Here is a 24,797-nt window from a genome sequence, read left to right as displayed (position 1 = left end):
CTTAATTGGAGACGACAATAAATCCATCTTTAGTAACCTTCGTTCTAAAGTGAAGATGCGGTAAGATTGCATCGGCTTCCGTAGATGTTTCAGTGACCAGATAATAACCTTGATCGAGCAGGTTTTGCAGAAAGGAAAGTAAGTCCGGCATGAGTGCCCATGCCGAATAAGGTTGAAAATACCCAACGGGCTGGTAACCTCCGTCGAAGGTATACCAGAAATCTTTTCCCAGACTTTTATCGTAAAAATACACCTTCGGGCTATGATTCGTAAGTAATCGAATCTGCTGCAGCCGTTGCTCCGTAGGACGGATGAATGGATAAATGAGGTGTCCCTGCCGCAGGTTGATCGCCATGCCCCGTACCTTATCTTTTATTCCCACCGTGTAAGCGATTCCCACAAACCAGATGACGGCGAGGGGCAGGAACCGTATCATTCGAAAAACGGGGTTGTCCGATGGCTTATGCTCAGATGCTCTCCACAGTAAATCCATCCAGATAAACAAAACGACCACCACGGGCCCCGAACTGTTCGGCAAGTTGTGTTCGTGACTTCGTCCCAGGAAATACAATAAATTACTGATCGTAAGAATGATGAGCAATAACGCCGTATGGAAATAGGTAGCAGACAGACGGGCTCGGCACGACCAAAGGGTGGCCGTAGTTAAGCCCAAAATTCCGGCAACATACCAGAAAAAGGACGTTTCATGTACCCGCATGAAGCCAATCTTCAGACTTTGGTAGATCCGCATACCCGTGGGAAGAATATTCCCGAAAATCAGATACGTCGTTAAAAATCCGACTAGAATCAACGAAATGGAAAGGGCGTACGTTTGCATGGCTTTCCGTACGATCTCCTTCAGAACAGTTACGTTGAACTGACGTTCAGCCCATTCCGTCAGGATCAGGAAGGCGATGTATTCTACGTAAGCAATAGAGAAAAAGATTCCGAAACTTCGGTGTACGCATACCAGCACCGCCAGCAACAGTCCGACGGCCCAGTGCTGAGTACCTTTCTTCCACGCGACCAGAATCACCGGCAGCCACCAGTCGAGTCGTAACGGACTCATCTGAAACTCGGCGTAAGCATCCGTGTAATACGGAAAAACCCGCATGATGAAAGCCACTATGAGCAGATACAGAGCCAGTTGGGTTTCTTTGAATAAGCCCTTTCCCAGCCAGAATACCCCCGTACTGAACAGCCACAAAGAGGCTTGCCCCAGGTGTTGAAACCGACTCAGGTCCAGGCCTGATTTCATCCACAGGGCAGCTATTGCCGACAGCAGCAGGTCATATTGAAAGTAAATATCCGGGAGCGATGCTCCGGAAATCCAGGCGTATGCCGGAGCAAAAATGAACGAATAATCCCATTCTGACGGAGCAGCACCGGCTACAAAACACGGGATGGCGAGTAGGCCCAGCCACAGCCCTACCTGCCACGGTTTGTAGCGACGGGCCGCTGCGTACACCAAAAGCATGAAAGCAGTCAAGGCCGTTATCGATACGGGATAAAATTTAACGCCCGATCCGAACAGAAAGCCATCGGCGGGCATGTGGAAACCCGCTCGCACTAAGATCAGCAGACAAAGCCCAATGGCGGGCCATACGGGCCATTTATTGAAATAGGTAGTTTGAAGAAAGCCCCACCCCACGATCAGCCAAAGGATTCCGTGCAGTACGAATGCCTCAATGCCGTCGGGTTCGGTTTGGGAAGTATAGAGCCCCGTAATGCCATATGCAATGGTAGGCGTCAGCGTTTCGGGTCTGGGAGGAATCCACACGGACCAGATTTCCTCAGCAAAAGCGTAAAACAAAACGTGGCACAGGCACACGAGGGCTCCCGTCCACCAGCCCAGCCGGGCATACGGATGCGTAAAGAGGATGGGGATGATACGTTTCAAAAGTCAGACCGGGTTAGGTAGTGGAATACGGACCTTAAATCCGTGGTGGTACAAAAAAACACTCTTCCCGGAAATTAGTAAAACGTTGGTTCATTTTTCCGTCTTTTCAGCCCCAGTCGGTCACGACCAGACATAAAAAAAGAGCATAACCTGTATCCAGGCTACGCTCTTTTCGGTCCCATGAAAAGGACTATACAAAATACTTGGTAACCCCCGGAACTGCTACTGGATATAAGCCATTAGAATCGGGATTTAAAGGCATTTTCGCATCCCAACTGTATTCAGAAGGTTGCAAACTCAAACCTGACATCAGAGCCGTATCCCATTCGATGATTTGACCTGAATAGGTTGCCAGCCGGCCCAGAATGGCCGTCATCGTTGACTTGGCTCCATTCTCGGCATCGGCGAATTTGTATTCACCTTTGGCAATGGCGGCGAATAACTCATCGTGCTCGGTTTGATACGGGTTATTATCCGTCTTTTTGTTGAATTGGAACAAAGGTTTTCCTTTGTAATCCACGATCTTGGCGTCATCGCAAAGGATTTTTCCTTTAGTACCCAAGATGATTTCGTCTACTTTCGCCCAGGTACCTTTGATATGCCGACACTCTGAATTCAGAATGGTTCCGTCGGCGTATTCAAATTCTACGTGGTGGTGATCGAAAATCTCGCCGTAGTCCTTTCCTTTTCGCACTTCGCGTCCACCTGTACCTTTAGCTCGAACGGGATAACCACCTTTGAACCAGTTAAATACATCGATATTGTGAATATGCTGTTCGTTGATATGATCGCCACATAACCAGTTGAAGTAATACCAGTTACGCATCTGATATTCCATTTCGGTCTGGCCGTCTTTTCTTGGATTTACCCAAACACCGTCGTTATTCCAGTATACATTCCCCGAAACGATGTCTCCGATCATAGCCTTATTTTTCAACAAAGCCCGGTACGAATTCTGATAATGACGCTGTAAACCCACCACGACGTTCAGCTTTTTCTTCTTCGCTTCAGCCGCCGCCGTTAATACTTTCTGAACGCCCGCCGGATCGGTCGCTACGGGTTTTTCCATGAAAATATGTTTTCCCTGACGCACCGCTTCCTCAAAATGAATGGGGCGGAAACCAGGAGGCGTGGCCAGAATCACTACATCAGCCAATGGAATGGCTTTGGTGTAGGCATCGAAACCAACGAATTTGTTATCACCAATGGCAATGCGGTTGGCATTACCAGAAGCCGTCAGGTTTTCGGTAATATTCTTAACGGCATTTTCCAGACGATCAGCAAAGGCATCGGCTACCGCTACCAGCTTTACGTTTTGCTTGGTTAACAAGGCCTGCACGGCAGCTCCAGAGCCACGGCCCCCGCAACCAATCAGGGCAACTTTGATTTCGTCGGCAACGCTGCTATTGAAGAGATTACCAGCGTTTGAAGTTAGCGGAGCGGCTAAAAGTCCGCCCGCTAGAAATGATCCTGCTTTCACAAAATCACGGCGAGATTGAAAATCTTTGTTCATAGAACGGTTTGGTTTAGAAGATACTTTTGAGGTTGCTGGTTAATGAGTTGTTGGGTGCCAATGAAGCATCTACTGAAATTTTACTAACCACTCTCAACCAATAACTATCAACGAGAATTACTGTCCAAGCATTTTGGCGAAGAAGGCTTCGGCTTCTTCCTGGCTGGGTTGTTTCACCGGGCGGACAATCCGGAAACCCACGTAATCACCATCGGTAAGCCACCACTTGGAACGGGGTACCTGCGGATCCCGACGGTTCCATTCTTCCACCTGAGCTAAACGCTCGGCACAACGTAAGTCGGCGGCTTTACTCTGATAACTCCCGCCGCGAGCGGTGTGATACGCCCGGGGTGAAGTGCGTTGAATGAAGAAACTGCTTTCAGGTTTGGCAGCTAGTTTCTCAAAATATTTTGCGTCGTACATGTCCATCGTCCATTCGGCGACGTTTCCGAGCATGTCGTACAAACCAAAGGCATTCGGTTTTTTCTGAGCTACTTTGTGGTAAGCCTCCTTACTGTTGCTTTCATACCAGGCGAACTGAGCCATCGTAGAAGCCTGCACACCCGTAGGATACATGGTTTTGCTTCCCGCACGGCAGGCATATTCCCACTCGGCTTCGGTAGGTAAGCGGTAGAAAATTCCGGTTTTTTTCCATAACCATTTGCAATAGGTAATAGCCGTGTAAGGCTGCATGGAATTGGCGGGGAAACCACCTTCTTTACCCATGCCCCAGGTTAAGTCAATGTATTGAGCCGTAGGCCGGGAAATGGCGTCGGGCTTGGGTTGAGCGTCTTTATCGTCAAAACGGAAGGGGAAAAACTGATCGTGCGTAATTTCAGTGGCGGCCATCCAGAACGGTTCAACTTTCACCTTTACCTGTGGTCCTTCATCGGGGTGTCGACCCGTTTCCGTCGCCGGACTTCCCATCAGGTATTCTCCAGCAGGGATGGGCTGCATTTTTATTTTGATCGGTAAGCCCGGAAGTTCCTGTTCGTAAGGTTTTCCTTCAACCGCCTGAGCCTGAACATTTGAATATGATAATCCTAGTACAAACGCACCGCAGGAGAGCATGCGAAACGTATTTCGAGCAAAAGTGAACACAATAAAATGTTTAAGAGGTTTACGAACGTTGTGAGTTTGGAGTTTAGCGTTTTGAGTTCATTACCTCTGGCAACCCTGAACTCAAAACACTAAACTCCAAACTCACAACTCTATGTCAGTAATAGAAAACACTGCCTGAAAACTACTCTTCTTTGAGCAGTTTTTTAAAACCTTCGGAGGCTATAGTTTTAAAACCTGATTTTTGCTTATCGATAATCAGAATTTCGGCCCGTTCGGATTTCGCCAGTTGCATAGCTTTTTCAGCGGGTAAAAGGTAACAGGCCGTTGATAACCAATCGGCATGAGCCGCATCTTTCGACAATATCGTCACCTGACGCTGATACGTAACGCCCAATCCATTTTTAGGAGAAACGATATGAGAATACGTCTTGCCGTTAATGGTCACCGACTGATAGACATCGCCGGAAGTAGAGATCGCCGTTTCGTTTAATACCAACCAGTTTTCCAGTAACTGATCCCGTTGTCCGGGCCATTCCACGCCAATCTTCCAGCCACCTGAAGGATTTTTGCCAATGGCCATGTTCCCCGCGGCATCACACAGGCTTTCCTCGAAACCCGCCTTTTTCATCATTTCCAGCATTCGCTGAGCAGCATATCCTTTGCCAATCCCCCCTAAATCCAGTTTCGTTCCAGGTCGTTTCAGTTGAACGGTTTGTTTGGCTTTATTTAGTAGCAAAGACTCCGCTCCAACCGTTTGAATAGCCTTTTTCAAGGTTTCTACCGGAGGCAACTTTTCCTCTTTTCGGGATTGTCGCCAGAGCAGGGTTAACTGTCCAACGGTTACATCAAACCACCCTGAGCTTTTCTCCCATGCTTCTTTGGATATACTTAAAATATCCCACAGAGCAGGCGAAACCTTTACTTCGGTACTGGAACCCGCCGTTCTGTTTAACTTACTTAATTCAGAGTCAGGATTGTAATCACTAAATACTTGATTTAGGGAGTCAACCATCAGAAAAGCCTGGCTGGCAGCGGTGGCGGCTTTAAGGGAATCGGAGGACCACACCTGAATGGTAAACATTGAGCCCATTTTAGGCTGCTGGAAGATAAGCTTACGGCGTTGAGCCCACGTTACATTATTCAGGCAGAGCAAGATAACTCCGAGGCAAAGAATTTTTTTCACTGGTTAGATCAGAGGATTTAAGCCTACGAAAGTACAGATAAGTGAGCGTATAACAGAAAAAGTTACCCGCGAATACAGGTAACTTTTTCTTCAATTCTTTATATAATTACTTATTTCTGGAATAATTCACGCAATACCTCCCGATCATCGAAGTGATTTTTTACGCCTTTGATTTCTTGGTAGGTTTCATGTCCTTTTCCAGCTACCAGGATGACATCTTTGGGTTTAGCCATCGCAACGGCTTTAGCTATCGCCTCTTTACGATCCACCAAAATGGTAACTTCGGCGGAGGTATCCGACGGAATTCCTTTCTTCATATCCTCCAGAATGGCTTCCGGTTCTTCATTGCGAGGGTTATCCGATGTCAGAATAACCTGATCAGAAAACTGGCAGGCAATGCGGGCCATTTCAGGACGTTTGGTGGCATCCCGATTTCCGCCACAACCCACCACAGTGATGATTTGCTCGTTGCCTTCGCGTAATTCAACGATGGTTTCCAACACATTTTTCAGGGCATCGGGCGTGTGGGAATAATCCACGATGCCGACGATATGATCGGGAGAAACGACTTGCTCAAAACGTCCGGCGGGTGGATGAATGGCGGATAATTGGGTTAAGGTTTCTTCGGGATCTTCACCTAACAATATTGCCGTTCCATACACACCGAGTATGTTATAGGCGTTGAAATTGCCTATTAACTGGAAATGAACCTGTTTTTGGTCTACTTCCATTTCCAGTCCGTAGATGGAATCGGAGAGAATTTTACCTTTAAAACTGGCTCCGGTTTCTAAAGAGAACGTCTCGCGGCGAGCTACTGTATTCTGCACCATAATCCGGCCTCGCGGATCATCAGCATTCACCAGTGCAAAAGCTGTCTTGGGCAACTGATCGAAAAAGCCCTTTTTGGCTTTGATGTAACTGTCGAATGTCTTGTGAAAATCGAGGTGATCGTGGGTAATGTTGGTGAAGATGCCGCCCGCAAACTGCACGCCCGCAATACGCTCCTGCACTACGGCGTGGGAAGATACCTCCATGAACACATGCGTGCAGCCTTTGCTCAACATTTCTGCCAGTAAGGCATTGAGTGTTAACGAATCCGGGGTGGTGTGTGTACTTGGTATTACTTCGTCTTCTACCTGATTCTGAACGGTAGAAATCAACCCACACCGGTGGCCTAAGGCCCGAAATAAGCGAAAAAGCAGGGTTACCGTGGTCGTTTTTCCATTCGTTCCGGTAACACCAATGAGCTTTAATTTGGTGGAAGGCTGACCGTAGAAATTAGCCGCCGCAAAGCCCATCGCTCGGGAGGCATCCTTCGACTGAATGTAGGTAACGTTTTCGTGTAATTCTTCGGGCAGGTGTTCGCACAAAATGGCACTGGCTCCCAGTTCAATCGCTTTTGGAATGAATTGATGGCCATCGACCTGCGTTCCGGGAATGGCTACGAATAAACTTCCGGGAACGACCTTACGCGAATCGAAGGTAATGGTATGGATTTCCAGATCGGTGGAACCCGCCACCGCCTCCAGTGAAACTTTATAAAGGATGTCTTTTAGAAGCATAATACAGGCGTTGATCCACAGCGTGACGCTGTGGGATGCTCAAAAGTACGGAGCAGTTTTTAAGTTTGCTGTTTTCGGTAGGCAGTTTTCCGTTGAATGAACGGTTTATCCGCTTTTGTAGAGACACGATTTCATCGCGTCTGGCTGGGGAATGGAAATCATTTAAATCGTAACGAAAGCCCCCTCTCCGCCCTGGCTAGTATGCTCACCCACCACTAGATTTTTAGTAATGGCTGGTGAGGACACTACCCAGGGCGGGGGGAATTCGTAAGTGCGTTAACCTACCCGCCTGTCCCCCCGCATTAACATCCGGAGCTATCCAGACCGGGTCCATCCAGACCCGGTCTATTTACCTTTCATCTCACCCCGGGTTGCACCCGGGGCTATTCATATTAAACCCCTCCGGGGTTACTATTCTCATTTCCAATCCTCTCCCCTACCTTTACGGGTTTTCTCTTTCCAACTCAAAACTCAAAACTCAAAACTCAAAACCGCAGCGGCGGCCGCTCAAAACTCAAAACCCAAAACTGAAAACTGAAAACTCCCCTTACCTTTGTCTCGTGAAAAAAACAATTGCGATTATTGGTGGTGGAGCTGCCGGATTCTTTGGGGCGATCAGTGCTGCTGAGGCCTTTCCAGAAGCTCGGGTGGTCTTATTTGAAAAAAGTAGAAACGTACTTTCCAAAGTGCGGATTTCGGGCGGCGGGCGTTGCAACGTGACCAATGCCGCGGCGACTATTCCAGATTTGCTCAAGGGTTACCCCAGAGGAGCTAAATTTCTCAAAAATCTCTTCCCTCGTTTCTCCAATCAACACACCATCGAGTGGTTTCAAAGCCGGGGTGTTCCCCTCAAAACGGAACCCGATGGCCGGATGTTCCCCGCTTCCGACTACTCTGAAACCATTGTTCGCTGTTTACAGCTTCAGGCCAAAAACGCGGGTGTTGAATTGCATCTAAGTACGGCTATTAAAGCCATCCAGAAAACGGAAGAAGGTTTTCGGTTAACGCTTAATGAAGGACAAATTTTTCAGGCGGATCGCGTGCTGGTTACCACGGGTGGACATCCACAGATAACCGGGTACGACTGGCTGAGTGAGCTTGGGATTGCCATTACACCTCCCGTTCCTTCCCTTTTCACTTTTAATCTACCGGATTCCTTTACACGTGATTTATCAGGAATCTCGGTCAATGAAGCTCTCGTTCGTATTTCCAGTACCAAGTTCCAGCACGAAGGACCTGTGCTCTTAACCCATTGGGGATTAAGCGGCCCGGCGGTTCTGAAACTATCGGCCTGGGCAGCTCGCGAACTGGAAGAGAATAATTACCGATTTACTTGTCTGGTAAATTGGACGAATCAGAAGTCGGAAGATGCTCGAACGGCTCTCGAAGCGTTTAAGAAACTTAATTCGGCCAAACAATTAGGTACCGTTGCTCCTTTTCAGATTCCAAATCGACTTTGGCGAACGTTACTGGCGGAGGTAGAAATTTCAGAACAGTTACGGTGGGTTGATCTCAACGGAAAACCGTTCAATCGCCTCTTTGAAATGCTTACCAATAATGCTTTTGAGGTACAGGGTAAAACAACGTTCAAGGAGGAATTTGTTACCTGCGGCGGCGTAACGCTCTCCGAGATTAACCCTAAAACGCTGGAAAGCAAGATTGTTCCGGGCTTGTTTTTCGCGGGTGAAATACTTGATATTGACGGCATTACCGGGGGCTATAACTTTCAGGCTGCCTGGACAACGGCCTGGATAGCGGGTCAATCTATTGGATTATAATCAATCGTAGAAACGTCGATTGATCGCGTCTGGGTTAGGAGCATTTTACTTTAAATGATTCCCCAAAGACTTGACGCAAAAAAGACGCGATCAATCGCGTCTCTACGTATTAGTTCAGGAATCGGCATGTTCAATTTTTGGAGGGTTTTCCTCATAACTCACATCTGAGAACAGGTGTATATAGATAATCCTTGAGGCTCGAAAAGTAAAAGGTACGGACAGAATGATTAAACTAATAGAAACGCCAATGTATACAAAAGGAGAAGGGTCGTTGAATAAGTAAAAGAGCACGACAGCCGTAGCCAGAATGATTCCTGTTGTTAGCCCATAACTAACGTACATGGCTCCGATAAAAAAGCCCGGTTCGCGTTCGAAACGTAAACCACAGGTAGGACAATATTTGTGCATCTGGTCGAACTTTGTCAGTTTCCAGACAGGGTATTTAAATAGCTTTCCTTCGCGACAACGGGGACAACACCCGCCTGCTACGGCTTCTAATTTACTCCGTTTCATAAGTTCTGATGTTTGACGGTTGGGTTTCAATCGCCGTGGAATACGCTACAAGGTTACGGCTGATCATCATTTTAATCAATGATAAATATCACTTTAGGGTAAATACCGCCGTAGAGCTCCGTACGTCCAGGTTCCTGCCAAAGCAGCAAACAAGGTAACGATTACCACGCTATAACCCGCTCCGATTTGAGCGAACAACGGGCCAGGACAAGCTCCGGTCAAAGCCCAGCCGAAGCCGAATAATAAACCTCCGTAAATCTGACCGGGCTGAAATACCTTCGCCGGGATTACGATTTTCTCGCCCGTTAAGGCTTTCGCATGATAGCGTTTGATGAGGAATACTGAAATCATACCCGTCATCACTGCCGAGCCAATCACCCCATACATGTGAAAACTATCCAGCCGGAACATTTCCTGAATTCGGAACCAGGAAACAATTTCTGCCTTCACAAAAACAATACCAAAAAGGATGCCGATGACTCCATACGCCCAGAGCGATCGTAATGAAACCTCATTTGGGCGTTGCGTCTTCACTTCCGGGGTAAATTCTTCCGTTTTTGTCTCCATATTTTTAGAGAGTAAAAATGTAAGGTAAACCAAACCAGGTCATGAGAAATCCACCAATCATAAAGCAAATGGTTGCAATTAACGAAGGCCATTGCAAATTAGACAAGCCCATAATGGCATGACCAGACGTACAGCCTCCCGCCCAGCGAGTTCCGAATCCCACCAGAAAACCACCCACTACCATTAGAATAAAGCCGCGAACACTTGTTAACGCCGACCAGTTAAATACGTCTTCCGGTATCAATCCCTGAAAATCATGCACGTTCATCGTTTGTAAGCTTGCTTTCGTTGCTGAAGCTACTACGATAGGCTCTGGGTTTTTCAGGAAAAGTCCGGCGAGGATACCACCCACCAAAACCCCAACTACAAACACCAGATTCCAGCTTTCTTTTTTCCAGTTATACTGAAAGAAAGGAATTCCGGCGGGCAGACAGGCCGCACAGATGTGACGCAGGGAAGAAGAAATTCCGAAGGTTTTATTGCCTAGCAAAAGCAAAGCCGGAACTGTTAGTCCAATCAGTGGCCCGGCCACATACCAGGGCCAAGGTCGGGTGAGCCATTCCATCATTTTGTTAGAAAAATGGCCCGCATGAAACATACGGGCCGTGAGTTTTAGGAAATCATTTCTCCACTTTCGGTTGCTACACTCGTTTTCGCAATAGCTCCAAATCCGCCGGCTACTTCCCGAACCTGATCGTATCCCCGAGCTTTTAGAATAGAAGCCGCAATCATAGATCGATAGCCGCCGGCACAGTGTACGTAGAAAGGCTGATCTTTGGGAAATTCAGCCATATGGTCGCTCAAGGATGCTAAAGGCGTATTTTCCGCACCCGCTACGTGAGCGACTTCGTATTCGGACGGCTTCCGAACGTCTTTGACGATTACCTCTTCGTTTGCAAATCGTTCAGCAAATGTTTCCGCGTGAATAGATTCAATGGCATCGGTTTCTCTCCCGTCCGCAAGCCAGCTATCCATACCGCCCTGCAGGAAACCCAATACCTGATCGTACCCTACGCGACTCAGCCGAGTGATTACTTCTTCCTCCCGACCAGGGGCAGTCACCAGCAATAGCGGCTGATTAATATCGGGAATGAGCGTTCCGACCCAGGGAGCAAAATCGCCGTCAATGCCAATGTTAATACTTCTTGGAATGAACGCTTTACTGAATTCCTGCGGTTTGCGGGTATCCAGCACCAACGCTCCTTCAGTATTAGCTACGGCTTCGAACGCTTCGGGGGACAAAGGCTGGTTGCCACGCTTCAATACTTTCTCCACGGGTTCAATGCCTTCTTTGTTCAGACGAACATTTTCCGGGAAATAAGCCGGTGGTGGAGTTAACCCATCCGTCACGGCTTCAATGAACTGTTCTTTGGTTTGTGGTTGCAAAGCGTAGTTAACCTCTTTCTGGTGACCCAGCGTATCGAAGGTTTCTTTGCTCATATTTTTACCACAAGCCGAGCCCGCTCCGTGAGCCGGATAAACGATTACCTCGTTAGGTAACGGTAACAGTTTGGAACGCAAGGATTCATATAAAAATCCCGCCAAATCATCCTGCGTAAGATCCGCTTTCTGGGCTAAATCGGGCCGGCCTACGTCTCCAATAAACAAGGTATCGCCAGTGAAAACGGCTTTTTCCTTACCCGTTTCATCCAGTAATAAAATACAGCTGGACTCCATCGTATGTCCGGGTGTATGCAGTAATCTCAGGGTATGATCACCTAATTTAAATTCTTGCCCGTCCGTTGCAATCGTGGCTTCAAAAGCGGGTTTGGCGTTCGGGCCATAAATAATGGGAGCTCCGGTTTTAGCCGACAAATCCACGTGGCCCGACACGAAGTCAGCGTGAAAATGCGTCTCAAAAATGTACTTGATCGTAGCTCCGTTGCGAGAAGCCTTGTTAATGTAGGTCTGAACTTCGCGAAGCGGATCAATAATGGCCGCTTCATTTCCTACCTGAATGTAATAGGCTCCCTGAGCCAGACATCCGGTATATAATTGTTCGATGATCATAAGGTAACTGATGAAGGGTGAGGCAGGCAACTACTCCTGCCCCTAGGTTAGTTCCTCGCATTTTGTCGGACCACCTGCTCGATCTGTTGAGCAGATAACACGCCCGACTGTCGCCAAAGCTGCTGGCCCCGCTGGTATAACACCATCGTGGGAACCGATTGGATTTTTAACTGGGAAGCCAGAGCCGGGTTTTTGTCAATATCAATTTTGACAATCGTCAGTTCTTCTCCCATTTTATCTTTTACCGCTTTGAGGTAAGGGGCCATCATTTTACAAGGCCCACACCATTCGGCGAAAAAGTCAACTAATACGGGTTTCTCAGAAGCGATGAGTTGCTGAAAGTTACCATTCATGGCTTTATTCGTTTAAGAATTGATGTTTTGGGTTTATCTGTTTAGGGTTTTGAGTTTAAGAAGCATGACTCCTGAATAACAACACAAAACCCACAAACCCTAAACTCATTCTACTAAAATCGTACCTTTTCGCGAATGATTCGTTCCAGCTTATCAGCGTACACACCACCCGCCTGACGCCAGAGTAATTTACCCCGTTGGTATAAAATCAGCGTAGGTACTGAATCGACTTTCAGGTGCTTCTTCAACGTCATATTCTTCTCAGCATCAATCTTGATGATCGTCAGATCCTGCCCGAAAATCTCGGCAACCGTATTCAAATGCGGGGCCATCTTCTTACAGGGTTTACACCATTCCGTGTAAAACTCCAGTAATACAGGCTCTTCTGAGTTGATAATTTCTTCAAATGTTCCGTTCATATTAATCCGTAGGCCGTGGCCTTTTCAATTACAAAATCTATACTTAAAAGTGATTTAAAAGACTAACTCTTTTATCAGAATCCCCGTTCCCATCAGGAGCGTAAACCAGCCAAAAGCGGGTTTCAATACCTGTCCCGGAATTTGCCGGGACAAGCCCGTTCCGACGACTACCCCCAGCCAGGTTAAGCTGGTAAACTTCAGCAAAAACAGCCAGTCCATCTCATGCTGACCCAGATCGCCGAGAAAACCAATACAGGAGTTAATCGCGATAATCAGCAAAGAAGTTCCAACGGCGAGTTTCATCGGTAACTTTACGAAGTTGGCTAATACCGGAATAATCAAAAAGCCACCGCCCACGCCCACAAAACCCGTTAAGGTTCCTACTAATAAACCTTCCACGAAAATCAGTGGGTAATTCAGCCGTTTGCGAATTTCTTCGCCCGTATCCACTCGTTCCTTCCGCCGTCCGCGAATCATCGACTGAGCCGATAATACCATCAGCACGGCAAAGAGTAACATCATTAATAAATCCTTCGTCAGTACCCAGTTTCCAGACTGCCAGATCACTTCGGGCAAAGCCGGAACAAGAAATTTTCGCGAAATAAAGACCATCATAAAGGATGGAAACGAGAAGAATAAAGCCGTTTTCGGGCTGGATAATCCCCGTCGCAAATAATCAATCGAACCAATCAGTGAGGCCGAGCCTACAATTAAGAGGCTATACGCCGTGGCAATCGGTGGAGGTACCTTGAATAAATATACCAGCACGGGCACCGTCAGAATGGACCCACCGCCACCTAACAAACTCAATAACAGTCCAATCAGGACGGCTATTGCTAATCCTACTAACTCCACCATCCTACATACTACACTCACAGTTCTCAATGCAGGCGATCAGCTTTAGTACGTCGCGTTCTTTCAGCGAATAATATCGACTCTGACCTTCCTGTTCAGCCTGTAGGATTCCTTTGAGTTTCATGTTAATGAGATGATGCGACAACAGCGACTGCTCGCAATCCAGCAAGCGACTGAGTTCATTCACGCTGAGTCGATCGTTGGTTCCCAGTAGTTCAATAATCGCCAATCGAGTCGGATGGGCGACGGTTTTTAGAATAAAGGCTGCTTTTTCAAGCTTCTCTTTACTATTAATTTTTTCGGTAATCGTCATAAATAGTGCGTAACAATCGCCCCAAATATATGAACATATTTTCATATAATCATATTCCTGTGATTGTAACTTATACCCGCTAGTGCGAGATTCTTATTCTATTACCTGATCTATGGCTGATTTCTATCGGCCGTAAAACCAGAAAGTAATGAAGAAACTACCGAATTGTGGGGACAAGACGGCCATCTCGCACCAGTCTATGGAATTGCTATTATTTTTACTTTTCGTTTGAAAGCATTAACTCCTTCCCGATGCTCATTGCCTCCATTATTCTTTATTTAATCCTGAACCTCGGCGTGGGGCTGTGGGCTTCTCGGCGGGTTAGTAATACGGAGGACTTTGTATTAGCGGGAAGGAAACTGGGGTTTGGTCTGGCTTCGATGGTAACCTTCGCTACCTGGTTCGGTTCCGAAACCATGATGGGAGCACCGGGACGATTTGTGGAAGAAGGGTTCCTGGGTGTCATTGAGGACCCGTTCGGGGCAGGGTTATGCCTCATTCTGGTCGGTTTATTTTACGCCCGAATTTTTTACCGCTGGAACATCATTACCTTCTGCGATTTCTTTGGTTTACGCTTTGGCAAATCTGCTGAGCTACTTTCGGCTTTACTCATTGTGCCCTCTTATTTTGGCTGGATTGCCGCTCAATTGGTTTCGATGAGTATCATTGGACAAACGGTTTTTGATTTACCCATGACCACGGGTATCTGGGCGGGAGCGGGTTTGGTGATGATTTATACCTTAACGGGCGGTATGTGGTCCGTGTCGATTACGGACTTTCTGCATAACATCATTCTTATTACCGGATTAATCATTCTCGCCGTTATTCTTTTAAATGAATCGAATGGGCTTTCGGCGGTTATTCAGCAACAACCCCAAGGCTTTTTCCGGGTTATTCCGCGAAGTTTTTCCCTGAACGAATCTCTGGAATATTTCGTAGCCTGGATTACCATCGGGTTGGGTTCCATTCCCCAGCAAGATGTTTTTCAGCGGGTAATGGCCGCAAAAGATGCGAAAACCGCCGTTCGCTCCGCCGTAACTGCGGGAGTATTATACTGGACGGTTGCTTTATTCCCACTTTTCATTGGTTTGATGGCTGTGCAATTACACCCCGACTTATTAAAGGGCGATTTGCAGATGTTACTGCCCAATATGGTTTTACAGCACGCCCCTATGGCCGTTCAGATTCTGTTTTTCGGAGCCTTGATTTCGGCTTTACTAAGTACCACTTCGGGGGCTATTCTGGCTCCGGCAGCCGTCATTGGTGAAAATCTGGTTCGCCCTTTTCTCCCCTCTTTATCCGATCAGAAATTATTACTGACCATTCGTCTTTCGGTAATCGGCGTTACAGCAGCTTCGGTCCTGATGGCTCTGGACCGTCAGAATGTGTTTGAGTTGGTGGGCGAATCCTCGGCGTTTAGTCTCGTTTCGCTCTTTATTCCCATGACAGCGGGTTTATATTGGAAGAAAGCCTCGCTTGCGGGTTGCCTGCTTTCCATGAGTGTAGGGCTTATAGCCTGGCTCGTAGCCGTCGCCGCAGAAACCAGTATTAACCCGATTTTATACGGGTTGGCCGGAAGTGTTCTGGGAATGGTAGTGGGTTCGTTTGGATGGAAATTTTCTTTAAAAACGCCCTAATCTCGCTTCCCCGGATTAGCATCCTATTTTTTTTGATAGCATCGAGCATTCCTGTAGAGAAGCGATTTCATCGCGTCTGGGTAGAGGCCGGTTTTTGCTACGATTTAACGTATTCTCATTTGCCGGCCAGACGTGATGAAGTCGCGTCTATACATAAAGGGTCAAGCACGCTCTTTCGGATTTGTAATCCGAAAGCCATCTGCCAAGGATTTTTAATCCCAATTAGTAACTAAAACCGCCTCTTCCCAGAAGCGATAAAGTCGCGTCTCTACCTTCGTGCACAAATTATATCTAACCTACGCCAGAGATAATAAAGAAATAGGTTGAGACGAATAACCAGCAACTATTAATTCCATTAATCCACAATCATTTTAAAGCCTTCGCCGTGAAGATTAATGAGCTGAATGCGTTCGTCGGGCCGTAGGTATTTACGAATTTTCGTCAGATACACATCCATGCTTCGGGCGTTGAAATAACTATCATCACCCCAAATGGCTTTCAGGATATAACTACGGCTCAGCGGCTGCCCGAGGTGCTGGCAGAAAATCTTTAGTAACTCCGCTTCCCGGCTGGTCAGTTTTTGCGACTCTTCGCCGTGCGTCAGGGTTTGCCGTTCCGAATCAAAAGTCAGGTTACCAATCTGGAAAATACGGTTCGATTTCTGGTCTTTCTGATCATTTTTCTGACTCCGTCGAAGAATGGCTTCCATCCGGGCGACCAGTTCTTCCATATTGAATGGCTTCGTCAGATAATCATCCCCACCGAGTCGGAAACCTTGCAGCGTATCCTCTTTCATTGCCTTGGCTGTCAGGAAAATAATGGGAATATCGGCGTTCGCCTGACGGATTTCTTTCGCCAACGTGAAGCCGTCTTTCTTAGGCATCATTACGTCGAAAATACAGAGATCATACTCCTGCTTGACAAACTGATTCAGGGCTTCGTCCCCGTCACGGGCCAGATCAGCGGGATAACCCTTCAAAGTCAAATATTCCTGTAATAAGGTTCCGAGGTTTGGGTCGTCTTCAGCGAGCAGGATTTTCATAGTTGCTGTCATTAATTAACTCCGATGTAGACACTTATCAAAAAATAGGTTGTCTTGTTATCAATCGGTAGTGTCAAAACACTTTTTATTATTCAAACGGTAAGGTAATCTCAAAAGTACTTCCTTTGCCGGGCGTGCTGTCTACTTTGATCGTGCCCTTGTGTTCATCTACGATCTTTTTAACGTAACTAAGCCCTAAACCAAAGCCTTTTACGTCGTGCACATTACCCGTGGGAACGCGATAAAACTGTTCGAAAATGTGTTTCAACGCTTCTTTATTCATCCCGATTCCCTGATCAGCAATCGTAATTCTTAAGCCCTGATTGGTATTGTCAGTACTTACCAGCACATCCGTTACTTCGCCGGAATACTTAATGGCGTTATCGAGCAAGTTAAAAATTAGATTGGTTAAATGCACTTCATCGCCCACAATCGTGGGGTTACTTGCTCTTAGGTAAGTTTGCAAGTTACCATTTCGGGCTTCAATTTGCGGGCTTAAGCTATGAACTACGGTTTCAATCAGCTCATGCATATCGGTTTTCTCCCGATTCATTTTCACTTCTCCCCGATCAAAACGAGCTGCCTGCAATACCTTTTCAACCTGAGAGCCTAACCGCTGGTTCTCATCACGAATAATACCCAAGTAACGCCGCAGCATCGTCGGCGACGCGGCAACAGCGTCATCCTCCAGCATTTGCGTAGCCAGAGAAATGGTCGAAACCGGCGTTTTGAATTCGTGGGTCATATTATTGATAAAATCATTCTTCATATCAGACAGTTTTTTCTGACGAAGAATGGTGCTCATGGCGAAGTAAAAACAGCCTCCCATGACTAGAATTAATATGACAGAGCTTATCAAGGTCGTCCAGATTTGTTCCGCCAGATAACTTTGGCGTTCAGGAAAATACACAAACAGTACATTGTCGGTTGCCAATAAATCAGAAGGGAAAAGCTGCATGCTATACCCTGCTAACAAACGATCTTCCCGGTAACCGGGCGATGACGTATAAACAAAATCGTGGGGATGATCATCGGAGCGATACCCATACTCAAAAGGCAGGTCAATGCCCCGGGCCACGAATTCATGCCGTAATAATGAATCGAGAATATCCGTATCAATCCGCTGATCTAAAGGTCGGTCATTCGTCAACAGGTCCAGAAAGACCTCCCGCATAATCTGCGATTTCTGCGTCGCTTTTTCGTATTCCGTTTTCTTCAGATTTCTGGTAGAATCAATACGTTTCAGTCGGCGGGTTACCGCAGTTTTGGATTTAGAAGCAGTAGTGGTTCTTGTCGTTTTTTGCTCTTTCGGGGCGGCCCTTTTACTCTTTCCAATCACCCGACTTGATAAAAGTCGTCCCAACGAATCCTTTCTACTTTTGGCTATCTGTAGGTCCCGGGGCAGGTTTCGGAACACCGTTTCCTCATAGGTTTTTTCCAGCTCCTCCCGCGAACGTTCGGTTGACTGGGTAGGAATGTCATTCCGGTAATATTCTTCGATGTAATGTAATTCTGCATCGGTTAATACACCTCCGGGCCGGCCTAATACGTCTGAAGAAACCTTGGTCCGTCCATAAAACTCAAACTGCTGCACAATGGGAGATGAAGTGGCGTATCGTAAGATCGTCGCCGGATCTGCCGACTTATCCGTTTTCTCGGCATGCTTCGAGCGTTTTTTCTTCTGGGCAATGACCGGAGCTTTCTCAGGAACCTGAGGAATGGCGATGTGCTGTAACTGCTCCCGGCGGCGTTCGGCTTCAATTTTTTTATTCGTCAAAACGCTCACTTCCGTTTTTTCCAGTTTATGCACTACCGCATCCATGGCCTCAGTTACCGTCGCATCAAACTGTTCGGCTTTGGCGTTTAGCGTTTCCCGCAGGCCAAACACCTGAAAGGCCACCAGCCCAATCAGAGCCAGCGACATCAGAGCTACTAACCAACGGATCTTCTGCTGCGTCATTCTTTAGTACTTAACCGTTTGAAAGAGTTTGATTTTTTTTGAGAAGGTTTGATGATACTTACCCATCTGAACTTCCCCAAGGGCCGTGTGCCCCGGTTTTAAACTTTCGAGAAAAAGATTTAGCTACCGCACTGTCGAACCTTCTCAAAAACTCAACCTTATCAAACCTCCTCAAACTCTATCAAACATTCAAACCATTATTAAACTATCCTCTAAACAACGAATTTACCCCCTGAATCTCTCAAGGAGAACAGGTCAAAGTTATACCTTTAAGCATTTTTAACAAGTATGCAGGCAGGGTACTCAAGAAAATCCTCCTTCCCATGCAACGTCATCAACGGCAGGCTTGTCTTTGAGGCATCTATAACCAAACCGATATGACTATGCGTTTACCCATGTTAGCTCTCGCTACTATTATTGCTACCGCCGGCACGGCTCTGGCTCAGCAAGAGTCATCCAAAGAAAATAAAAAACTTCGTCTCCATTACGAACGTTCGGGGAATGGTCGTAGCCACATCATTGATCGTTCCTTTGAAAATCAGGTAAAGCTGGACGCTTTCCTGGACTCACTAAACGCTACTTCCTCTTCAGATAATGATCGTGTTCGGATTACTGTTGGATCTGAGGGAGATTCTAATTTTAATCAGGAAAACCAGGAATTCAGCATTCAGTCTTTCCGTTCTCCGAAAACTCCAACCCCACCCAGAACCCCTAAAGCTCCGCGTGCTCCCAGAGCTTACCGCGATGATGAGCCTTTAGCTCGCGGAGAATGGGAAAAGTTTGATAAGGAAATGGAACGTTTTGGCCAAAACATGGAACGCTGGGGCAAGAACTTTGGCGATCAATTCAGCCAGTCTTTCCGCTACTATGCACCCAATCGAAACTCCTTACCCAAGCTTTCGCCGCAGGTTTTCACCTGGGAAGGCACCAGTTCATCCAAGACCGTCCGTAGTCTGAATGTGTATCCCAACCGACCCTTTAATCAAACCCTGAATCTTCGTTTTACCTCTCCCACCAAAGGCGATGTAACGATTATGGTAACGGACGTAAAAGGTCGGGAAGTGGCGAAAGAAACCGTGAAGGATTTTGAAGGCGAATACGTAGGTCAGATTACGCTGTCGAAAAAAGCGGAAAAAGGTACTTACTTCGTTACGGTAACGCAGGGCGAAGACGGAACTGTGAAACGAGTAGTGATTGAATAAAACTGGAAATTCATCGATACAAAACGCTGACAGGACAACTGCTCAGCGTTTTTTTAAATTTTTTGCCTCCCTGTTGCATGCCCCAATCGGCTATCTTTGCCCCATGCGGATTTGTTCACTCTTGCTGGCTTTCTACATTCTGATGCTTTCGGTAGCTCCCTGTACCGAGCATCACCATGAGCCTGTACCTGAGCGTTCAATCGTTCTTACCCAGTTAACTCCGGCTGATCATCCCCATCACAACGACTGCGAACATGCCCTTTGCTCGCCCTTTTGTGTTTGTCATTGCACGGGAATTTTCATTCACAGCGTCCTGCAACTACCCGAGTTAACGGTTACTGAATCCTATTCCTTCCATCCCAAGGCTACCTTTTGGTACACGCTTTCCCAGCCTCAGGGATATTCCTTCGCCATCTGGCAACCGCCCATGCAAGCCTAGCAGGGATCAGTGTGTCCATACGCTACGTTTTTGGTGGTTAATCAGGCCTTCTCAGGCCCGTTTGAGCCTTTCTGAACTACGCTCGCTGATCTTTCTTACGCTTTCCTACGGTTCATTTTAGTACCTTAATTTTCTTTCCATGCTGGATAAAATCATTCGATTTTCGATTGACCATAAACTCATCATAGGCCTCTTCACGCTGGCTCTGATTGGCTGCGGTGCCTATTCGCTGAGTCGATTACCCATTGATGCCGTGCCTGACATTACCAACAATCAGGTGCAGGTCATTACCCTCACGCCTTCGCTGGCGGCTCCCGAGGTGGAACGGCTCATTACCTTTCCCATTGAACAAACGATGGCGAGCGTACCCGAAACGGAAGAAGTTCGCTCGATTTCCCGCTTTGGTCTTTCAGTAGTAACCATCGTTTTTCACGAAGACGTAGACATCTACTGGGCCCGGCAACAAGTAGGCGAACGATTGAATGAAGCGAAAACGCTCATTCCTGCCAATGTCGGTAACCCCGAGTTAGCCCCCATTTCAACCGGACTTGGAGAAATTTATCAGTATACCGTTCACGCCAAAAAAGGCTACGAAAACAAGTACGATGCCATGTCGCTTCGTAGCATTCAGGACTGGTACGTACGGCGGCAGCTCATCGGGACACCCGGGGTGGCCGAGGTGAATAGCTGGGGCGGTTTTCTGAAGCAATATGAAGTAGCTGTAGAACCCGAAAAACTGCGGAGTTATAACCTGAGTGTAAGCGACATCTTCGCTGCTCTGGAAAAAAATAATCAGAACACCGGCGGAGCCTACATCGACAAAAAACCAACGGCTTTGTTCATTCGCTCGGAAGGCTTAATTAACTCGCTGGACGACATTGGCAAAATTGTCATTAAAAACACCAGCGGTGGCACACCCGTTTTGATTCGAGATGTCGCCGAGGTTCGGTTTGGGTATGCCAATCGCTACGGAGCCCTCACCCGCAACGGCGAAGGTGAGGCCGTTGGCGGTCTGGTAATGATGCTGAAAGGCGAGAACTCCAACGAAGTCGTCAAGCGGGTTCAGGAACGCATTACCCAGATTCAGAAGACCTTACCCGAAGGCGTGGTGATTGATCCTTTTCTCGTACGGAGTGAATTAGTGGGGCGGGCCATTGGGACGGTAACCCAGAACCTCGTGGAAGGAGCCTTGATTGTCATTTTCGTACTTGTGGTTTTTCTGGGTAACTGGCGGGCGGGATTAATTACCGCTTCAGTGATTCCTCTGGCCATGCTCTTTGCGTTTACCCTGATGAAATTCTTCAACGTTTCGGGTAACCTGATGAGTCTCGGAGCCATTGATTTTGGACTGATTGTCGATGGAGCGGTCATCATTGTGGAAGCTACGCTGCATCATTTTAGCTTACGAAAATCCGGTCGGTTAACCCAATCGGAAATGGATGATGAAGTCTACGAATCAGCGAGCCGGATTCGTAGTTCGGCGGCTTTCGGTGAGATTATTATTCTCATCGTTTACCTCCCTTTGTGGACGCTTTCGGGTATAGAAGGAAAAATGTTCAAGCCGATGGCTCAGGTTGTCAGCTTCGCCATCCTGGGAGCTTTTATTCTTTCGCTAACCTACGTACCGATGATGACGGCTTTGTTTCTGAACAAGAACATTACCCACAAAGTCAGCCTTTCGGATCGCCTGATGGGCTTCTTCCACCGAAAATATACCCCTCTTATCAAGGCCGCTCTACGTTTCAAATTAGCCATTGTACTCCTTTCTGTAAGCTTACTTGGCATTTCGGTCTGGATGTTCACCCGCTTAGGTGGTGAGTTTTTACCCACGCTGGAGGAAGGCGATTTAGTAGCCGAAACCATGCTGTTAACGGGCAGCTCCCTGACTCAGACGGTCGATAAAGTAACCCAGGCTTCGGATTTATTAATGAAGCGTTTCCCGGAGGTATCGCAGGTCATTGGAAAAATTGGAGCGGCTGAAATCCCTACTGACCCCATGCCCATGGAAGCCTGTGATTTGACCATTAAACTCAAACCCAAAGAGGAATGGACGTCGGCCCATACCCGAGAAGAACTTGCCAACTTAATGACTGAAGCCCTGGAAGACATTCCCGGCGTCAATTTCGGCATTTCCCAGCCCATCCAGTTTCGTTCCAACGAGTTAATCTCCGGCGTTCGTCAGGATGTAGGCATCAAGATTTTTGGCGAAGATCTGGACGAGCTAAGCCGACTTCAACAGCAAATCGTTGGTCTGGTTTCTTCGGTAGACGGAGCTAAAGATATTTATCAGGAAAAAATTTCTGGTTTACCGCAAATCATCGTCAACATTAACCGCGATAAACTGGCTCAGTTTGGACTCGACATTGAAAGCGTAAACCGGGCCATTAGCACGGCTTTTGCCGGAGAAGTAGCGGGACTGGTTTACGAAGGCGAAAAGCGTTTTGATCTGGTGGTGCGTTTTTCTCCCGACCATCGTCAACGCATTGAAGATGTTCAGAATCTGTTTGTGACCACGGCTAACGGAAATCATATTCCTTTACAACAGGTTGCGGATGTATCGTTAAAACTGGGGCCGAATCAGATTCAACGCGAGGATGCCAAACGCCGCATTATCATCGGTTTCAACGTCCGAGGCCGTGACGTGCAAAGCGTCGTTCGAGAGTTACAGGCCAAGATTGATGGTCGGGTTACCTTCCCGCCGGGTTATTATGTTCGCTATGGCGGACAGTTTGAAAACCTACAGGAAGCCACGGGTCGTTTATCCATTGCCGTTCCCATCGCCCTGACGCTTATTCTGGCCCTACTCTACTTCACATTCCATTCCATTCGGCAATCCTTGCTGATTTTTACGGCCATTCCTATGGCAGCCATTGGTGGCGTTTTCGCTCTGGTTCTACGGGATATGCCCTTTAGTATCTCGGCTGGGGTGGGCTTTATTGCTCTGTTCGGAGTGGCCGTTCTGAATGGAATTGTATTAATTGGTGAGTTTAATTTCCTGAAAAAATCAGGCATTCAGGACATTACCGAAATTATTCTGAAAGGAACCGAGACTCGCTTACGCCCCATTCTCATGACGGCCACCGTCGCTTCACTCGGCTTTTTACCCATGGCTACCTCCTCGGGAGCGGGTGGTGAAGTGCAGAAACCACTGGCAACGGTCGTCATCGGCGGTCTGGTTACTTCTACGTTATTAACCCTTTTCGTCATTCCCATCTTGTATATGTATCTCGAAAAAGGTGTTCGACTGAAACATAAGGTCGTAACAATGATTGCTTTCTTATTCATCTTACCAGTACTCAGTCAGGCTCAGAGCCCCCTTTCACCGGAGCAGGCCGTCAAACTCGCGTTAGAAAATAACCGCTCATTGGCCGCCGCCCGAACCGATGTAAAAAGTCGTCAGATGTTGGAACGAACCGCGAAGGAGTTACCTAAAACCGAGCTTTCGATTTTGGCGGGACAATACAACAGCTACAAATTCGATCAGAATGTTACCCTGAATCAGAGTATTCCGAATCCGGCGGTTTTTAAAGCCCGTTCACAAACCTTGCAGGCTCAAACCCAAAGTGCTCAGTTACAGGTACACGTCACCGAAAATGATCTGGCCTATCAGGTAAAATCAACCTGGTATGAACTGGCTTATCTCGGTAACCTGCAAAATTATTACCAGTCACAGGATTCGCTGTATGCGAACTTCCTGCGGGCGGCCCAGATTCGCCTGCGTACGGGCGAGGCAGGCTCGCTGGAATCGACAGTTGCCCAAACGCGTTTGCGTCAGATTCAGACCTTACGTACGCAGAATGAAGCGGATGTAGCCATCGTTCAGCGGCGGCTACAGACCTTACTATTTGCAGAGGTGCCCCCGGAAATTACGAGTAACGCGAATCTAATGATTCGGAAGTTACCCGATACCCTGAATCATGCAACCAATCCATTAGTAGCCTGGTACGCTCAGCAAATTAAGCTGGCTGAAACGGAAAAAAACCTGCAAAAAGCCAATCGCAAACCGGATTTTTTAGTGGGATACTTCAACCAGAGTTTGATCGGAGCCGTCAAAATCGGAGCACCCACGACGGATGCTACTTCAAGTGCAAATCGCTTTCACGGTGGACAGGTCGGTATTAATTTCCCTTTGTTCGGAAAAGCTTACCGGGCTCGCATCGATGCCGCTCAACTAAACCAACAGGCTCAGCAACAGCAGTTTGACCAGCAACAGAAAAACACTGAAAGTGAGATTGCTTCGGTGGTACAGGAAGTACAGAAGCTTCAGCAAAACCTGGATTATTACCAAAGCTCGGCCTTACCTCAGGCTCAGGAAATCAGACGGCAGTCTAACCGTGGTTTTCAGGCGGGTGAAATTGGTTACGTGGAGTATTTGCAAGGTATTAGCACGGCCAACGAGCTTCAACTTGGTTACCTGCAAACGGTTCAGTCATACAACCAGAGCATCATCCGCCTCGAATGGTTATTAGGCATTCAGTAGTTTAATCTT

20 protein-coding genes are annotated in these 24,797 nt (G+C 47.3%); 5 read left to right on the top strand and 15 right to left on the bottom strand.

The features are described 5' to 3' along the window. Position 1 precedes the first annotated feature (1 nt). From QE390_RS12330 to QE390_RS12310, 5 genes are all read right to left on the bottom strand, one after another. On the bottom strand, positions 2–1,900 hold the full coding sequence (locus QE390_RS12330; protein ID WP_307142352.1) for a hypothetical protein: 1,899 nt from the start codon (positions 1,898–1,900) through the stop codon (positions 2–4). Positions 1,901–2,090: 190 nt separating this feature from the next. Then, on the bottom strand, positions 2,091–3,413 hold the full coding sequence (locus QE390_RS12325; protein ID WP_106636258.1) for a Gfo/Idh/MocA family protein: 1,323 nt from the start codon (positions 3,411–3,413) through the stop codon (positions 2,091–2,093). A 117-nt stretch (positions 3,414–3,530) separates the two neighbouring features. Further along, positions 3,531–4,514 (bottom strand): SUMF1/EgtB/PvdO family nonheme iron enzyme, encoded by a 984-nt coding sequence (locus tag QE390_RS12320; RefSeq protein WP_307142351.1) that lies wholly within the window; start codon positions 4,512–4,514, stop codon positions 3,531–3,533. A 142-nt stretch (positions 4,515–4,656) separates the two neighbouring features. Continuing rightward, positions 4,657–5,658: an FAD:protein FMN transferase gene (locus tag QE390_RS12315; protein ID WP_307142350.1), complete on the bottom strand. Its 1,002-nt coding sequence runs from the start codon at positions 5,656–5,658 to the stop codon at positions 4,657–4,659. A gap of 110 nt (positions 5,659–5,768) precedes the next feature. Continuing rightward, positions 5,769–7,220, bottom strand: a complete 1,452-nt coding sequence (locus QE390_RS12310; RefSeq protein WP_106636256.1) for a UDP-N-acetylmuramoyl-L-alanyl-D-glutamate--2,6-diaminopimelate ligase — start codon at positions 7,218–7,220, stop codon at positions 5,769–5,771. A gap of 560 nt (positions 7,221–7,780) precedes the next feature. Between QE390_RS12310 and QE390_RS12305 the strand changes: the two genes are divergently transcribed. Next, positions 7,781–8,998, top strand: coding sequence for an NAD(P)/FAD-dependent oxidoreductase (locus QE390_RS12305; protein ID WP_307142349.1), 1,218 nt, complete (start codon positions 7,781–7,783; stop codon positions 8,996–8,998). Between the two features lie 114 nt (positions 8,999–9,112). On the opposite strand, the gene QE390_RS12300 is transcribed toward QE390_RS12305, so the two are convergent. From QE390_RS12300 to QE390_RS12265, 8 genes are all read right to left on the bottom strand, one after another. Continuing rightward, positions 9,113–9,511, bottom strand: coding sequence for a DUF983 domain-containing protein (locus QE390_RS12300; RefSeq protein ID WP_307142348.1), 399 nt, complete (start codon positions 9,509–9,511; stop codon positions 9,113–9,115). 93 nt (positions 9,512–9,604) lie between these two features. Continuing rightward, positions 9,605–10,078, bottom strand: a complete 474-nt coding sequence (locus tag QE390_RS12295; protein WP_106636253.1) for a YeeE/YedE family protein — start codon at positions 10,076–10,078, stop codon at positions 9,605–9,607. Positions 10,079–10,082: 4 nt separating this feature from the next. Continuing rightward, the gene (locus tag QE390_RS12290) at positions 10,083–10,643 is read right to left on the bottom strand and encodes a YeeE/YedE family protein (protein ID WP_307143548.1); all 561 of its coding nucleotides are present in this window, start codon (positions 10,641–10,643) and stop codon (positions 10,083–10,085) included. Between the two features lie 47 nt (positions 10,644–10,690). Continuing rightward, entirely contained in the window at positions 10,691–12,088 is a 1,398-nt protein-coding gene (locus QE390_RS12285; protein WP_307142347.1) for a rhodanese-like domain-containing protein, read from the bottom strand. 47 nt (positions 12,089–12,135) lie between these two features. After that, on the bottom strand, positions 12,136–12,441 hold the full coding sequence (gene trxA, locus QE390_RS12280; RefSeq protein WP_307142346.1) for a thioredoxin: 306 nt from the start codon (positions 12,439–12,441) through the stop codon (positions 12,136–12,138). Positions 12,442–12,554: 113 nt separating this feature from the next. Continuing rightward, positions 12,555–12,860, bottom strand: coding sequence for a co-chaperone YbbN (locus tag QE390_RS12275; RefSeq protein WP_106636251.1), 306 nt, complete (start codon positions 12,858–12,860; stop codon positions 12,555–12,557). A gap of 54 nt (positions 12,861–12,914) precedes the next feature. After that, positions 12,915–13,736: a sulfite exporter TauE/SafE family protein gene (locus QE390_RS12270; protein ID WP_307142345.1), complete on the bottom strand. Its 822-nt coding sequence runs from the start codon at positions 13,734–13,736 to the stop codon at positions 12,915–12,917. Then, the gene (locus QE390_RS12265; RefSeq protein ID WP_106636385.1) at positions 13,720–14,028 is read right to left on the bottom strand and encodes a helix-turn-helix transcriptional regulator; all 309 of its coding nucleotides are present in this window, start codon (positions 14,026–14,028) and stop codon (positions 13,720–13,722) included. Before QE390_RS12265 ends, QE390_RS12270 begins: the two co-directional genes overlap by 17 nt. Before the next feature lie 251 nt (positions 14,029–14,279). Between QE390_RS12265 and QE390_RS12260 the strand changes: the two genes are divergently transcribed. Further along, positions 14,280–15,665 (top strand): sodium:solute symporter family protein, encoded by a 1,386-nt coding sequence (locus QE390_RS12260; protein ID WP_307142344.1) that lies wholly within the window; start codon positions 14,280–14,282, stop codon positions 15,663–15,665. 355 nt (positions 15,666–16,020) lie between these two features. Here the strand turns inward: QE390_RS12260 and QE390_RS12255 are convergent, their stop codons facing one another. Together QE390_RS12255 and QE390_RS12250 are read right to left on the bottom strand one after the other, a co-directional pair. Beyond that, positions 16,021–16,707: a response regulator transcription factor gene (locus QE390_RS12255; protein WP_232793650.1), complete on the bottom strand. Its 687-nt coding sequence runs from the start codon at positions 16,705–16,707 to the stop codon at positions 16,021–16,023. Positions 16,708–16,795: 88 nt separating this feature from the next. Beyond that, positions 16,796–18,667, bottom strand: a complete 1,872-nt coding sequence (locus QE390_RS12250) for a sensor histidine kinase KdpD (protein ID WP_106636247.1) — start codon at positions 18,665–18,667, stop codon at positions 16,796–16,798. Between the two features lie 377 nt (positions 18,668–19,044). Here QE390_RS12250 and QE390_RS12245 point away from each other — a divergent pair, with 377 nt between their 5' ends. The 3 genes from QE390_RS12245 (at position 19,045) to QE390_RS12235 (ending at position 24,788) form a co-directional block, all read left to right on the top strand. Then, the gene (locus tag QE390_RS12245) at positions 19,045–19,869 is read left to right on the top strand and encodes a T9SS type A sorting domain-containing protein (protein ID WP_307142343.1); all 825 of its coding nucleotides are present in this window, start codon (positions 19,045–19,047) and stop codon (positions 19,867–19,869) included. Positions 19,870–19,972: 103 nt separating this feature from the next. Further along, on the top strand, positions 19,973–20,308 hold the full coding sequence (locus QE390_RS12240; RefSeq protein WP_106636245.1) for a DUF6660 family protein: 336 nt from the start codon (positions 19,973–19,975) through the stop codon (positions 20,306–20,308). Positions 20,309–20,447: 139 nt separating this feature from the next. Continuing rightward, positions 20,448–24,788, top strand: coding sequence for a CusA/CzcA family heavy metal efflux RND transporter (locus tag QE390_RS12235; protein WP_307142342.1), 4,341 nt, complete (start codon positions 20,448–20,450; stop codon positions 24,786–24,788). The last annotated feature ends 9 nt before the right edge of the window (positions 24,789–24,797 follow it).

Origin of the sequence: Siphonobacter sp. SORGH_AS_1065 (assembly GCF_030818595.1) — a bacterium.
In the GTDB taxonomy this organism is placed as follows: Bacteria; Bacteroidota; Bacteroidia; order Cytophagales; family Spirosomataceae; genus Siphonobacter.
This window is presented reverse-complemented; position numbering and strand designations above follow the sequence as displayed.

What these genes read in the sequence shown, in the direction of transcription:
- QE390_RS12325 (WP_106636258.1), bottom strand. Translation starts at nt 3,413, where the DNA reads ATGAACAAAGATTTTCAATCTCGCCGTGATTTTGTGAAAGCAGGATCA.
- QE390_RS12310 (WP_106636256.1), bottom strand. Translation starts at nt 7,220, where the DNA reads ATGCTTCTAAAAGACATCCTTTATAAAGTTTCACTGGAGGCGGTGGCG.
- QE390_RS12300 (WP_307142348.1), bottom strand. Translation starts at nt 9,511, where the DNA reads ATGAAACGGAGTAAATTAGAAGCCGTAGCAGGCGGGTGTTGTCCCCGT.
- QE390_RS12295 (WP_106636253.1), bottom strand. Translation starts at nt 10,078, where the DNA reads ATGGAGACAAAAACGGAAGAATTTACCCCGGAAGTGAAGACGCAACGC.
- QE390_RS12290 (WP_307143548.1), bottom strand. Translation starts at nt 10,643, where the DNA reads ATGGAATGGCTCACCCGACCTTGGCCCTGGTATGTGGCCGGGCCACTG.
- QE390_RS12285 (WP_307142347.1), bottom strand. Translation starts at nt 12,088, where the DNA reads ATGATCATCGAACAATTATATACCGGATGTCTGGCTCAGGGAGCCTAT.
- trxA (WP_307142346.1), bottom strand. Translation starts at nt 12,441, where the DNA reads ATGAATGGTAACTTTCAGCAACTCATCGCTTCTGAGAAACCCGTATTA.
- QE390_RS12275 (WP_106636251.1), bottom strand. Translation starts at nt 12,860, where the DNA reads ATGAACGGAACATTTGAAGAAATTATCAACTCAGAAGAGCCTGTATTA.
- QE390_RS12265 (WP_106636385.1), bottom strand. Translation starts at nt 14,028, where the DNA reads ATGACGATTACCGAAAAAATTAATAGTAAAGAGAAGCTTGAAAAAGCA.
- QE390_RS12260 (WP_307142344.1), top strand. Translation starts at nt 14,280, where the DNA reads ATGCTCATTGCCTCCATTATTCTTTATTTAATCCTGAACCTCGGCGTG.
- QE390_RS12255 (WP_232793650.1), bottom strand. Translation starts at nt 16,707, where the DNA reads ATGAAAATCCTGCTCGCTGAAGACGACCCAAACCTCGGAACCTTATTA.
- QE390_RS12250 (WP_106636247.1), bottom strand. Translation starts at nt 18,667, where the DNA reads ATGACGCAGCAGAAGATCCGTTGGTTAGTAGCTCTGATGTCGCTGGCT.
- QE390_RS12245 (WP_307142343.1), top strand. Translation starts at nt 19,045, where the DNA reads ATGACTATGCGTTTACCCATGTTAGCTCTCGCTACTATTATTGCTACC.
- QE390_RS12240 (WP_106636245.1), top strand. Translation starts at nt 19,973, where the DNA reads ATGCGGATTTGTTCACTCTTGCTGGCTTTCTACATTCTGATGCTTTCG.
- QE390_RS12235 (WP_307142342.1), top strand. Translation starts at nt 20,448, where the DNA reads ATGCTGGATAAAATCATTCGATTTTCGATTGACCATAAACTCATCATA.